General features: G+C 39.9%; 9 protein-coding genes and 1 pseudogene. 3 read left to right on the top strand and 7 right to left on the bottom strand.

Annotated elements, in window-relative coordinates; genetic code table 11:
• Window positions 1-27: 27 nt before the first annotated feature.
• Window positions 28-534: a type 1 glutamine amidotransferase domain-containing protein gene (locus tag AC6UDG_RS00900; protein ID WP_500695500.1), complete on the bottom strand. Its 507-nt coding sequence runs from the start codon at window positions 532-534 to the stop codon at window positions 28-30.
• 178 nt (window positions 535-712) lie between these two features.
• Between AC6UDG_RS00900 and AC6UDG_RS00895 the strand changes: the two genes are divergently transcribed.
• Both AC6UDG_RS00895 and AC6UDG_RS00890 read left to right on the top strand, forming a co-directional pair.
• Entirely contained in the window at window positions 713-1,342 is a 630-nt protein-coding gene (locus AC6UDG_RS00895; protein WP_500696321.1) for a hypothetical protein, read from the top strand.
• Window positions 1,335-2,024, top strand: coding sequence for a hypothetical protein (locus AC6UDG_RS00890; protein WP_500706132.1), 690 nt, complete (start codon window positions 1,335-1,337; stop codon window positions 2,022-2,024). Before AC6UDG_RS00895 ends, AC6UDG_RS00890 begins: the two co-directional genes overlap by 8 nt.
• A gap of 58 nt (window positions 2,025-2,082) precedes the next feature.
• Here AC6UDG_RS00890 and AC6UDG_RS00885 read toward each other — a convergent pair whose 3' ends face one another.
• The 5 genes and pseudogenes from AC6UDG_RS00885 to AC6UDG_RS00865 form a co-directional block, all read right to left on the bottom strand.
• Window positions 2,083-3,189 (bottom strand): MFS transporter, encoded by a 1,107-nt coding sequence (locus AC6UDG_RS00885; protein WP_500706131.1) that lies wholly within the window; start codon window positions 3,187-3,189, stop codon window positions 2,083-2,085.
• 268 nt (window positions 3,190-3,457) lie between these two features.
• Window positions 3,458-6,424 (bottom strand): bacterial Ig-like domain-containing protein, encoded by a 2,967-nt coding sequence (locus AC6UDG_RS00880; RefSeq protein WP_500706130.1) that lies wholly within the window; start codon window positions 6,422-6,424, stop codon window positions 3,458-3,460.
• A 571-nt stretch (window positions 6,425-6,995) separates the two neighbouring features.
• Window positions 6,996-11,018 carry a mucin-binding protein gene (locus tag AC6UDG_RS00875; RefSeq protein ID WP_500706129.1) on the bottom strand — a complete coding sequence of 1,341 codons (4,023 nt, stop codon included), beginning with the start codon at window positions 11,016-11,018 and terminating at the stop codon, window positions 6,996-6,998.
• A 331-nt stretch (window positions 11,019-11,349) separates the two neighbouring features.
• Window positions 11,350-11,925: an LPXTG cell wall anchor domain-containing protein gene (locus AC6UDG_RS00870; protein WP_500706128.1), complete on the bottom strand. Its 576-nt coding sequence runs from the start codon at window positions 11,923-11,925 to the stop codon at window positions 11,350-11,352.
• 3 nt (window positions 11,926-11,928) lie between these two features.
• A pseudogene (locus AC6UDG_RS00865) lies at window positions 11,929-12,120 on the bottom strand (mucin-binding protein); the annotation flags it as partial.
• A gap of 169 nt (window positions 12,121-12,289) precedes the next feature.
• Between AC6UDG_RS00865 and AC6UDG_RS00860 the strand changes: the two are divergent.
• Window positions 12,290-12,742 (top strand): hypothetical protein, encoded by a 453-nt coding sequence (locus tag AC6UDG_RS00860; protein ID WP_500706127.1) that lies wholly within the window; start codon window positions 12,290-12,292, stop codon window positions 12,740-12,742.
• Between the two features lie 71 nt (window positions 12,743-12,813).
• On the opposite strand, the gene AC6UDG_RS00855 is transcribed toward AC6UDG_RS00860, so the two are convergent.
• On the bottom strand, window positions 12,814-13,443 hold the full coding sequence (locus AC6UDG_RS00855) for a class A sortase (protein ID WP_500696313.1): 630 nt from the start codon (window positions 13,441-13,443) through the stop codon (window positions 12,814-12,816).
• Window positions 13,444-13,477: the final 34 nt, after the last annotated feature.

Below are 13,477 nucleotides of genomic sequence, written 5' to 3'. Positions count from 1 at the left end.
ACGTAAAGCATTTTTACTATTGCTAGTTTAAATTAAGTCTTCAACAATGGCAGCGTTGAACTGATCCAAATCATCCGGAGTTCGACTCGTAATCAAGTGATGATCCTTTACAACCGGTTCATCTTTCACAATGGCACCAGCGTAGTAAATATCAGTTTGAACCGTCTTATAAGCGGTCATCGTGCGACCTTTAACCAGTCCCGTCTGCATGAACAATTGGGGACCATGGCAGATCGCAAACGTTGGCTTGTCAGCTAACAAGAAACTTCTCGCAAATTTAACAAACCGTGGGTCACCCCGCAGTTGATCTGGTGAAAAGCCACCGGGAACTAGCAAAGCATCAAAGCTTTCCGGCATAACATCGGCAATTCCAGCGTCAACCTTGGTCTTGTGTCCGTGTTTACCAGTGATCTCTTCGCCAGCCTTCTTATCGATGATCGTAATATCGTGACCAGCTTTTTTCAATGCTTCGACTGGTGAAGTCAATTCAACATCTTCAACGTCATTAGTTACAAGTACAGCTACTTTAGCCATTTCTTATCACTTCCTTACCTATAATTTTACATGGAATGAAATTTCAGGGAAAATATTTTGCTTAACAATTTATCACAATTTTAGAACCAATGAAACTTAACGGAAATTTGATTTACACTTCTCACGGAAAGCCGCTATAATTAACGTAACTACATTTTCCAGAATTCGAGGGTATTTTATGAACAAGTCCAAACATGACGTCAACCTAGTTTGCGTGACGGTCGCATCCTGCATCATCTTCGTCTTAGTGATCCTGATAGGATGTCTGTTAGTCTCAACTCATCACGCCAAGGCTAAAAACCAACAACTTATGACTAAGATTAGGACAACCCGGCAGGAAACCAATACGTTAAACGCCAAAAAGACCACGCAAAAAGTTCAAAAGCAGCACCAGACCGGAGTCGACATCACATCCATTCAGAAAAATAACGACCAGGTCTACCAAAAGGCCATGAAGATGGCATACATGGCCAAATCAAGCAAACAGCGTCAAGCCGTTAGTAAGCAGTTTAAAAAGGATCGTTTCGATCCAGCCTTTACTAAAACGGTTCTAAGTACCAAGGGACACAATAAAAAATACCTAAACCAAAAGATTGAGGACGTCTCCGTCAACAACGCTCGTTACGACAGCCAGTCTCAATCCTACAACTCGATGATCACCATTACCTTTGCCTCAAGGAAGAATAAGAAGCCAAACGTCTTGAATTACGTCGTTAACTACAACGTTAAGAAACGAAAGACGACCCTCGTTGGGACTTCATGGACCAGCACGTTCGTGGCGTTAGGAGGTCAAGAAATCAATGGCTAAAAACAACAAATTTCACCTCAATAAAAACGTCAGTGTTCTAGCAATCATGTTCGTAATCATTGTCGTCTTGCTCCTCGCCATCTTCACCCTGATGATTCATAATGACACCATTAACACCCAGGTTAAAACTAATCAGGCCACTCTTTCTGCCGAGCAGAAGACGTACAACCAACGGTTTAACTCCCTAAACAAGCGTTATAAGAATCGCCTTTTAAACACCGATAATCAAAAGGCCGGAAGTATTCTGCAAAACCAACACATGGCTGACACGACCTACAAGAACCTAAACGAATTCTTCCAGATTTTCTATACCTACAACAACGACGATCAATTTCTGGCACGGCCCCAAGTCCTAAGGGAAGCTGGACTCATTGGACCAAATTATGCCAGCAACCAAAGAGTCTTTGGTAAACAGGGAAACAAGCAAACCAAGGATAAGGTCAAAAGCATGGGCGTCAAGAGTAAAATGGTCGGGCTACAGATGTACGACAATCCCAACAGTCCCGAAACGATTAAAAAGATTCGCGTCATCGTCACGTACGCAATCAAGTACAACCAAAATGGCGGTGACAACGTCGACAAGCTTGGCGACGTGCTGTACAACACCAAGACCAACCAAGTCTTAAGCTATCAGCCAATTGTAACCGTGGGCCACTCATTAGTGACGAAGTGGGACCAATGAAAATAGCCTTCAGGAAATTCCTGAAGGCTATTTTTTTAAACTAATTTAACTTAATATTTTAATTTTGTTTTTTCCTCAATACTAATGGTATTAATATAAAAAATGGAATTAAATACATACTACTTAAGAAAAAAATATTATTAATGGGCAACTTTAGAAATGGGCTAATAAAGATTTGTGAAATTCCTACCCCAATATAAGACATCAAACCCACTATTCCATATCCATTATTTCTTGACGTAGGATTCTTTATTTTTGCCATTAGTGAATAATATATTCTAAATATCGACCCATATAAATATCCAAACAAAATGCCGCTAAGATACGACAATATACTTAGATTACTGTAGGAAATAATTGCCATACTAATAATCATCCCTAAAGCAATAATAGTTAACGATTCCCAACTCGAATTAAAAAAGTGTGACCCTTGAGCGATGGAATAAAAAAGCCAAAACAGGAAATAGTAAATACCAACGGATAAATGAAGATGGCTAAAATAAATCGGAAGATAACTTATTATGGTCCCATAAGAGATAGCAATGGCAGTTAGAAACAAAAGTAGAACGGATAACTTTAAAGACATAAATTTAAATGGGACATTATTCGTATGAGTATTATCAGTGATAGTTGTTTGCTTATTAGATATCACCTTTATAACAAGTATTAATAAAAGGATTGCCAAAGCAAGCCAACTAAAAAGTAAAAGTTTAACAGACGACTTATATAATAATTCCGCAATCATTGGGCCAGTTGCTGATGATACAGCAGTGGTTATATTATATAAACCGATATTTTTCCCATTTGTTTTAACATTTTGCGTTTTTGTCAAAAGGTTTAATAATATCGGAGGAATTAATCCAATTCCTATTCCCAATAGTATAGATCCCACATAATAGAATAAGAAATTTTTAAAGAAAAGTAAGAAAATAACATATGTTGCACAAAATGATATGGTTCCAAATAAAAGTCTTAACTTTATTTTCCCTACCGAATGCCATACAGAAAGTCTTACAATTAAGACACTTATTGTAAAAACAAGCAGTATCTTACCAACATCTGAATAAGATTTTGTTAATGAAAAAACAAATATGGGTAACAAAGTGGTCAACATCATAAAGAGTAAATCAACTAAAAAGTTTGAACACAATAAAATTTTATTCATGTTAATTCTCCATTAGTTAAACTTAATATGTTTTCATTAATAGGCTCATAATATAAATTGAAATAAGTATACCGCATTGTTTAAAAGTGTAAGCAACCTAAGTCCACATAATTTAATTTAGACATAATAAAGCCCCACAAGTTGGACGATAAATTCAACTTGTGAGGCTTTTATACTTTCAGGAAATTCCTGAAGGCTATTTTTTTGAACTAATTTACTTTAATTAAACAAATTTTTCAAACTTCTCGTATTTAACCATGATACCGAGTTATTTGACCCGATGTTTTAAATCATGAAGTGCCAAAGCCATTGCTGAAGCAATAAAGCCAAGACCGATTAACTCGAGAATTAACGAGTCGTTCTCACCAGTTTGTGGCAAGTTCTTGGAATTCTGCTTAGCATTCTTTTCTGAAGAATTGAAAGCCTGGTGAATGGCTTGCGTACTTTGCGGTTCGACTACTTGACTACCGTTCTGCTTCGTTGAAGCTTCTGGTGTACCGGTCTGACTGCCATTATTTGGAACTACCGCAGATCCACCATTGTTAGTTGGTTGACCTGGCATGACAGAATTGCCACTTGGTTGATTTGGAGTTACCGAACTGCCACCATTACCGTTTCCACCGTTATGACTTGGTGTAATCGGGTTAGTGCCGTTACCACCATTGTTGCTTGGGTGGTTCGGGGTTGGTGCATTCTTAGCCAAAACCGTGACCGTTACTACCAATGTGTCCCCGTTTGAAGCGGTAATGATAACTTTGTATTGACCAGGAACTTGGTTATTAACTTTCGAGGTGTCAATGCTTGTGATCGTTGCTTCCGTACCATCAGCGTTAGTTGCTCTAGCACCGTAGGCAGCGGCATTGGTAGGAACTAGATCACCAACGTGAATGGTAATTCCGTGACCTTCAAGACTCGTCTTATCCGCTAAGACGGTCACCGTTACTACTAGTTTCTTGCCATTTGATGAAGTAATGGTGACTGGATATTGACCCGGCACCTTATTATTAACCTTGGAAGTATCGACGTTAGTGATACTTGCTTCTGTACCGTCTGTGTTAGTGGAACTGGCACCATAAGCTTGTGGGTCAGTTGGGACCTGGTCGCCAACGTAAATGGTTAATCCGTGTCCCACTAACGTTGCTTCGTCATGGAGCACTGTAACCGTGACACCCAGTTTTTCACCGTTGTTGGCAGTAATCGTTACTGGATAAACGCCAGGAACTTCATTGTTTACTTTAGATACGTCAATGTTTGTAATCTGGGCTGGATTGCCGTCGTAATCAGTTGCTTGAGCACCGTAAGCTGCTGGGTTGGTTGGAACTTTTTGACCAACGTAAATCTTGATGTTGTTAGCACTTAAGCGCGTGTGATTCTTCAAGACAGTGACGGTCACGGTGATACTTTCACCGTTATCTGAAGTAATGGTGACCGGGTAATCACCAGGAACTTGGTTATTAACCTTCGAAACGTCAATCTTGGTAATTTTGGCGGGTTTCCCATTCTTGTAGGTTGCTTTAGCACCATATGCACTTGGCCACGTTGGAACCTGTCTCCCAATTCTGATGCTGGTTCCATGAGCGGCAATGCTAATCCGACTCTTAACGACCGTGACGGTGACACCTAGTGTCTCACCATTGTCAGCGTGAATCCAAACTGGATAAACGCCAGGAACCTCATTGTTTACCTTCGACACATCAATCTTAGTGATTTTAGCCGGATTGCCATCATAATCAGTTGCCTTAGCGTCATAAGCAGCTGGGTCGGTTGGAACCTGGTCGCCAGTATAGATGGTCAGGTTATGCGCACTTAAACTCGTGTGGTTAAAGAGCACGTGAACGTAGACCGTCTTGGTTAAACCGTTTGACGCACTGATAACAACCGGATAATCTCCCGCTTTAGTGTTATTGACTTTGGAAGTGTCAATCCCAGTAATTGTTGCTGGACTGCCATCTGGGTTCAGAGCGGTCGCACCATAGGATTTAGCGTCGTCTGGAACGGCTTGCCCAATTCGAATACTGATATCGTGACCGGTAACCGCATCAGCGGGAATGGGAACAACGGTGACGGTTCTATTGAGTTGCGGACCATTAGGATCACTAGTACCCATTATTATGACGTGATAAGTCCCTGGCTTGTTGGCATCTACACCACCATAGACACCCCAAATGGCCATGCTAGGCCATGTTGGGTTTCCCATAATTGCGTCATAACTATCTGGATCGGAAAAATCAATATTAGTTGGATTTCCTTGATAGACGACAAGATTATTAGCGGTAAAATTAACCACTTGGACAATTCCAGTGGTCCAAACACTTCCATCAGAAAGGGTGAAACCATATTTGTATGTTCCAGGAACCTCATTATTAACATCTGAAACATCGATGGAAGTAACCGTTAATGGAGTGCCATTTACACTAGCAGTAATACTGTAGTCAGCGGGATCAGTCGGAACTGGCTGGCCTTTCATAACATCAATGGCACCCGCCGTTATGTTATAAACCTTGTCACTTAACTGAACGTTTTTAGTCGTTTGTTTTGCTTGTTGATTAATTACCACCGGTTGGTTAGTCTGAACGTTATTAGTGGTTTTCGGTGCTTGCTTTTCTGGAGCAACTACTTGTTTATTAAAATTGGCACCTTGATTATCAGTTTTTTGACTAGCTTGATTAGCGGGTGCTGGGGCAGTCTTTTGGTCAGTTGCGTTTTGTTGGCCGTTATTTGGCTCTGGTTGAGTCGATTGATTTTTGCTTTGCGCATTGTTCTGACTAGCAGTGGCTTGGTTGTTAGTCGGTTGTGAATTTGTTTGAGCTGCTCTTTCGGTTTGACCGTTACCATTCTTCGATGACGATTGGTCCACCTGCGCAGTGTTAGTCGTCGGTTTAGATGAATCAGTTTGTCCTGGTTGAGCACTGACCATTGGAGCTATCCCAGTGGTCTGATTAGTATTAGCTTGAGCCGCATTATCCTGCGTTTGAGTTATGGCTGGATTCGACTTACTTTGATTTTCTGGTTGCGATTGAGCAGACGTCGTGACTAGGTCACCCTTTACTGGTTGACTGGACGCTGCTTTTTTAATAATTTGTATATTGTGATTATTATTATTAGATTGACCGTTGGTATCAGCGCTTGCGCCAACCGTCAATCCTCCGACGGTAGCGACGGTCACAATGGCTGCGACCATCCACCGCTTTCCGGCTTTATACATCTTGTAATGTTTCTTGGTATTGTTCTGCATAAGGTTTCCCCTCTCGTTCTAAAATACATCTTGTGAATTATCAGAATATATAGTAAAACTGCTGTTTATATATTCACAATCAACATTGTAAACATGATGATGTCGGCATTCAACCCTTTAATATGTTTCACAATATCTGTAAAATGTACTAGCAAAGAGGGGTTATAAAATAATAATTACTACGTAAAAACAGCGTGCAAAATCTAGTGACCCATGAGTTTTATCGAATTTCCGATATTTAAATTTTCTCTTACGAATGGTTAGTCAATTTATCATTGATTTACCGGTGATTATAGCTAATCTTGTCAAAAAACATTTCTTATTTAATTGATTGATTAAAATAACATGAACCTTATCCAATCGTTCACAATTTATCTACTGTCAATTCTTTTTTTGACCGATTTTGGGGGAGTAAAATTCACAAAAATATTTTCAAAATTTTTTTATTCCCGCACCAAATTAATTTTAAAAGTTTTATTAAACCCGGCTTTTGTTAAATAGCTTTCCATAAATTAGCCACAAAAAAATGGTCAACATCCATTTCATAGATGTCGACCATTCAATTTAAAGCTTATTTGGTTTCTTTTTTATCTTTAAACCATTTCCCTAATCCAAAGATACCAAGAATTGAAAGTAACATAATTCCAATAACACTTAGGAAACTGTTATCTTCTTGACCAGTTTGTGGCAACTCACCCTTCTTATTAGTGTTGGTTGCATTTTCCTTAGCTTCATTAGTCCCATGTTTTTGTGACTTAACATGGGTATTACTTTCTGAAGTAGAGGATTCTGGGGCGGTTGTTTCTGAAGAATTCGAGTTGTTCTTATTTGAACTTCCATTACTTTCAGGAACCGCATTGCCATTGTGATCATTTGGTGTCATTGTACCATTTCCACCATTGTTGTTTGGTGTGTTTGGTTCAACGTTGTTCCCACTTTCACCATTGTTTCCATTAGTTGGATTCTCTGGTTCCGTTGGGTTTCCACCATTGTGGTCCTCCGGATGATTTGGCGTTGGGCTAGTTTCACCTGTCTGTTCCTTAGAATAGATAACTTTTTCTGTTCCCATCTCATCTGGACCGATGGTTCCATTGACGACCGCTTGATCGGGAGTCATGTCGGTAACACTTGGTGATTTAACACTATAAGTATTGTCATCACTCGTCCAATCGTTCCATGTGACTTCACCAGTTACCAAATCTTTGGTTCCAGTTCGAGTGAAGTGAGCCGTAATCGTCTTTGATGGTGCTACTTGGTTACCATTTTGATCAACATAATGAATGGTAACCTGACCAGTTGTCTGATCTGATACTGCTTCAGTGTTATGCGTGTAAGTAACCTTCACTGAATCATTTTCATTTGGCGTAATGGTTCCACTAATCGAACTTTGGTCAGGAGTCATGTTAGCAATTTCTGGTGAGGCAACGTTGTAAGTATCACTGCCATCGCTCATCCATGGTCCCCAGGTAAGTTCACCCGTTGCAAAGTCCTTCGTCCCATTTCGAGTGAATTTAACGGAAATAGTCTTTGAAGGTGCCACTTGGTTACCATTTTGATCAACATAGTGAATGGTTCTTTGACCAATTGCATTACCAATTAATGAAGCTGTGTCATGGGTGTAGTAGACATTAATTGTATTATTTTCCCCACGAACAACGTTTCCAATAACTTGATATTTATCGGGTACCATGTTGTAAACCTTAGGTGAATCAACATTGTAATGAGCATCATCACTTGTCCAATCATTCCAAGTAACATCATTCGTTACTAAATTCTTAGTCCCAGTCCGGGTGAAATGACCAGTAATAACCTTTGATGGTGCCACTTGGTTGCCACCAGTCTTGTCAATGTAATTAATGGTAGTTTGACCAGTTGCTTGCTCACTTACTTCCGTAGTGTCGTCAGCATAAGTAATATTTATTTCACTGTTATCATTTGGGTTAATCGTTCCGATAACTGATTTCTGACTAGGAGTTCTGTTAGGAACATTTGGCGATGTCACGTCGTAAGTGTTGTCAGTACTTATCCAATCGTTCCAAGTAACTTTACCAGTTACCAAATCCTTAGTTCCAGTCCGAGTAAAGTGGGCAACAACTGTCTTCGATGGGGCAACCTGATTACCATTTTGATCAACATAGTTAATGGTTACTTGCCCATTTGCTTCATCCTTTAAATCTTCAGTATTATCAGTGTAAATCACTTTTGTTGAACCATTTTCGTCAGGATTGATGGTTCCACTGACTGAATCCTGACTAGGAGTTCTGTTAGGAACACTTGGTGATAGAATGTCATAAGTGTTATCGGTACTTGTCCACTTATTCCAGCTAGTCTTATTTGTCAATGGGTCTCTTTGACCAGTCCGGGTGAAGTGCGCGGTAATGACCTTATCTGGTTGGAGGGTATTACCATTTTGATCAACGTAATGAATGGTAAATGTTCCAGTGGTTGAGTCTGTAACTTCTTGACTAAGAACGACTGTGACACTCACCGTCTTATAACTCGTCAATCCTTTCGAATTGGTTGTCTTATAAGTCACGTTATAGACACCAGCTTGCTTGTTAGCAATGGCTTCTCTTAAAGCGGCATCATCGGAGATTTCAACTTTATCACTGGTCCCGTCTTGAACGTCACTTGAACTTACACCATCTAACAGGTAACTGTCCAAATCACCAATGTTGAAGGTGTCGGCATTTAATGACTTATCACTGGCCGTAATGGATGGGAAGAATCCTTGTTGGTCATTGTTTTGGTAAGTGAAATACTTGGTAATACTCTTATTTATTGGATTACCCTGCGGATCTAATGAGGTTCCTTGATCGTCGTAATATCCAAAATTAACTGAATATTTTCCACCAAGATCAGGAGCAATGACATTACCAGTAAACTGTAAGTATTGAATGGTTACTCCATCTGGGAAAGTAATGTACAACTTAGCGTCATTCGCATTGATCTGGTCCATCCGAACTTGTACACCTGGCAAAACCTGTCTTAACTGGTCTAATGTAATCCACTGACCAGCATATTGACCAGCCCACTTAGGTGTATATGGAGTTCCGGCTTCAGGAATTCCAAAACGTAGTCCACTCATATCAAATGAAGCACCATTTCCTTGAATCTCAACGGTCCAGGTTCTTCCGGTTAAATTATTTAAAGCCTGGTCTGGATTAGCATTAGGATAAAGAACATTAGCGAAACTAGGTTTGTCACCCTTGGCTGGATCATATACAGAATCCCAATAAGTACCTGAGATTGGGTTGTTGGCGTTTGGTCCCTCATAATTTGGCCCAACACCTGCGTAACCATCTCCTCCCAATCCAGATCCTAAGTTAGGAGCTTGAACTCGGTCGGGTGATGGTTGGTTGCTATCAGGTGTGTACCCATAATAAAAAGTATTTAATAGATAAGTTGAATTACCATGTTGAAACTCTGAAGTGAAATAAACTCCAGCTAGACTAACATTTGTGCTTGATTGAAACGGAATGTTCAAAGTAAATGAGAATGAACCGGTTGTAAATTCAATGGTCTTATCAAAGATATAGTAAGCTCGACCATTTGCGGCATCAATTTCTAAGTGGCCATATTCTGAACCACCGGTCATTGAAATATTATTCCAATTGATAACCTGCTTCATTAATCTATCACTACCTGGATCAGTACTATTGGCGATGTTAAAGACGATTCTGTCACCAGCATTGATCGTAGCATCCGCGTCAGTCACCGAAACATCATTTCTCACTGACATGGTTCCAAATTGATTAAAGTTAGTGTTGGCAGGAGTAGGATTACTAGTAATATCGATTCCCTTTGGCAAAGTATTACTGTCACTAGTGGTATCAGCATTCATTTGTTGATTACTTCTTACAACATCAGGATTAGGCTGATTAGCCCTTTTGGTGTCATCGTTTTTAGCCTGATTAGTATCATCCGATTTGGCTTGGGTGTCATTTCCTTGATTCTTCTGACTATCAGTTTTTGCCTGATCAGCTTGTGAATCAGATTTAGCTGTTGCATCATTTTTACTTGATGAATCTTGGGTCTGATTTTGATTGTCAGAAGTAGCACTTGGTTGATTATCAGCCTGCTTCTTTACATCACTGGACTGGTCAGTCTTCAATTGATCAGTTTGACTATCTTGTGATGATTGCTCAGTTTTCTGGTCCCGAGTTGCTTGATTAGAATTATTAGTGGATGATTGTGATTCTTGTTTACTATCATCCTGTTTTGACTGGTCATTTTGCGCCTGAGTTTGTGAATCAGTCGCTGGTTGAGTTGCTTGATCCGCCTGCTTTTGCGAATCAGCTGTTTGACTCTGGTTATCCTTTGTCTGACCATCTGTTGCACTGACAGCTTGGTCTGAACTACTTGGGTTTGCATCATTTTGATTAGATGATGTGGTTCCCGATTGTGTTGCCGTACTCGTCTGGTCTGCTTTTTGTTCAGACGGAACGGTTCCTTCATTAGCCTGCGTTGAAGTGGTGTCAGCGCTTGCTCCCAGTGTCATTCCACCGATTGTGAAAGTGGTGACAAGAGCGGCAACCATCCAACGTTTCCCAGACTTATACATCTTAAAACGCTTCTTTGAATCCCTAAACATAAATAAACACTCCTTAGTACCCTGGCGGTTACAAAATAATAAATCACAAACTATACTTATTATTCATTATTACGAAGACTTATTATACATAAAAAATACGATAACTCAATCATTCTGTTTATCAAACTCGTCAACTAATTAGGTAATTCAGGTTGTGAATTTTCAAATCTAAATCACCCTATGCTAGTACCAACACGTTTTCAGCAATTTATTTATTTCTTAATAAATTGCTGAATTTTTTAATTATTAAAAATATATAAAAAAGGCTAACACCCAAAATGGATGTTAGCCTTTAAACTTATTAATCTCGCTTAATCTTTAAATCACAAACTTACTTGGTTTCTTTTCGGTCTTTAAACCATTTTCCTAAGCCAAAGAAGCTGAGAAGTGACAGAAGCATGGTTCCGATCAGGCTTAAGAAGCTATCAGAACTTTGACCAGTTTGTGGTAACGTCGTCTTCTTTTCAGACTTTTTAGCTGGCTTAGCTGCTGGAACTTGCTTTGCTTGTGGTTTAGCTGGTTGAGCCGGTGCTTTAGCAGGAGTTTGTGGGGCCTGCTTAGCCTTCGGAGCTTCCGGTTGTGCGGCCGGAACTTCCTTTGGTGCACTTGGCTTAGTTGGTTCTGGTTGTTCCGGTTGTGCTGAAGGTTTCTCTGGTTTATTTGGAGCTACCGGAGTTTCTGGTTCAGCATTCTTCACATAATGAATTGGGGTATCTTTTCCTAAATCATTGTGATCAATCGGATATGGTGTGCCAGGGACCAACTTGTTCCCGTTCTTATCAACTGGAGTGTATCCAGGAATGTCAGGGATAAGTGGGTTACCAGCATCACTTGGGTTGTTTGGATCCATTGATTGATCTGGAGTTCCAGGATTATCCGGCGTAACCGTCTTGGTCTTATGTTTCAAGACAACGGTGAAAGTTGGGTTGTCAGTATTGAAGGTGTAACCGTCGCCTAGGAATCCATCGGATACTAATTTGTATCCTTGGACTTCTAAGTTATCAATTTCATTCTTCGTAGTGTAACCAGACTTACTACTAAATTTACCAGTTAAAGCATCGCTATGAATAAGTTTATTACCTTCATCTTGGTCGACGTAGTCAACTTGTGCTTTTTCTTCGTTAGCGTTGTAAGTAACTGTATCAGTCGAGTACGTTAAGCCAGTATAACATTAATACTATATATTTAAAATAGCAACCAATGTAACCAAGGACTTAATCGCAAACGAATTTCTAATTCAAGCTAGTCACAAAAGCATCTTTGATATCAACGTGAAATCACTAACAGACTCGGCTGGCGTATCAAGAAAGTCCTTTTATAATAATTTCGAAAGCATTGATGATTTAATCACTTACATTCAAACCACATTATGCAATCAAATTGATGAAGAGTTTAATAAGGAAAGCGATCCAGACGACACCTACGTCAATAATTTGATTAATTGCCTACCGGAGCTTGTGTATAAGTATCGCGATCAGATTCGTGTCCTACTCAAACCAAGCCTCAAGGGGATTTTCATGGCTTTTTTACTGAAAAAGTATAAAAGTAACATTATGAACAACTCACCCAACTTTCACGTTAAGCAAAAGATTCCCAAAAATATGATTATGAATCTGCAGGCTCAGGCCTTTTTCTTTATTTTGGAGATGTGGATTACCAGTCCAGTCCCAGAGGCACCCCAATCTTTTGAAAAGAAACTTCGCGAGTATTTTCAAGACAACTGATATTATCAACTCACGACACAAAAATACCGTGTCGTTATTAGATTAATAACGACACGGTATTTTATTTTGAACTATTTAATTAATTTACCGGACACAATCAACCGTTTGGTTTCACCCGGATTCCCAGAAGCACACGTGACTAGCGTGATTTCTTTTTGGTTGCCATTATCATTAATCACCGAGATGTCATCTTCAGAGACAATCTTCTTGCTGGTAATCTTGTAGGTATACTTCTTACTAGGATTGGAAAGGTAGATTTTCTGTCCGACCTTTGCTTTTGATAGCGGTGAAAACAACACGTTTGGGTCCTTCATGTGATGACCCGCCAGGACGTAGTTTTTCTCCCCCATCTTTTCGTCCATCTTCATCGTTCCGGCTCCAATCGTTAGATCATCGTCGTTTAGCCCCTTAAAGATGGGTAAATCAATGTTTAAGTCTGGAATCTTGATGCGGCCAATTGCGGGCGACTGCTTGGCCTTTTGACTCTTCATAATGGCGTTCTCGTCGACCGCCTTCACGTTACTAAAATCATAATCACCCTTACGTTGATTTCCGCGCTTAGCCTCCTGCTTGGTGATACTGTTAGCCTTCTGTCCGCCTTGGTATCCAACCCACCATGAAGTAATCTGAGAATTAAAGACCAGACCAAGCCCGACAACGACCAGGACCACAATTAGAAGGTTCCAAAAAAATTTTTTCATTTTCCTACCGCCATTTCGTAAACGTACTCCACTA

Source organism: Fructilactobacillus sp. X2R1C1, assembly GCF_059901435.1.
The sequence above is the reverse complement of the archived record's forward strand: the minus strand, read 5'-3'. Positions and strand labels throughout refer to the sequence as shown.

What these genes read in the sequence shown, in the direction of transcription:
- AC6UDG_RS00900 (WP_500695500.1), bottom strand. Translation starts at nt 534, where the DNA reads ATGGCTAAAGTAGCTGTACTTGTAACTAATGACGTTGAAGATGTTGAA.
- AC6UDG_RS00855 (WP_500696313.1), bottom strand. Translation starts at nt 13,443, where the DNA reads ATGAAAAAATTTTTTTGGAACCTTCTAATTGTGGTCCTGGTCGTTGTC.
- AC6UDG_RS00880 (WP_500706130.1), bottom strand. Translation starts at nt 6,424, where the DNA reads ATGCAGAACAATACCAAGAAACATTACAAGATGTATAAAGCCGGAAAG.
- AC6UDG_RS00895 (WP_500696321.1), top strand. Translation starts at nt 713, where the DNA reads ATGAACAAGTCCAAACATGACGTCAACCTAGTTTGCGTGACGGTCGCA.
- AC6UDG_RS00875 (WP_500706129.1), bottom strand. Translation starts at nt 11,018, where the DNA reads ATGTTTAGGGATTCAAAGAAGCGTTTTAAGATGTATAAGTCTGGGAAA.
- AC6UDG_RS00890 (WP_500706132.1), top strand. Translation starts at nt 1,335, where the DNA reads ATGGCTAAAAACAACAAATTTCACCTCAATAAAAACGTCAGTGTTCTA.
- AC6UDG_RS00885 (WP_500706131.1), bottom strand. Translation starts at nt 3,189, where the DNA reads ATGAATAAAATTTTATTGTGTTCAAACTTTTTAGTTGATTTACTCTTT.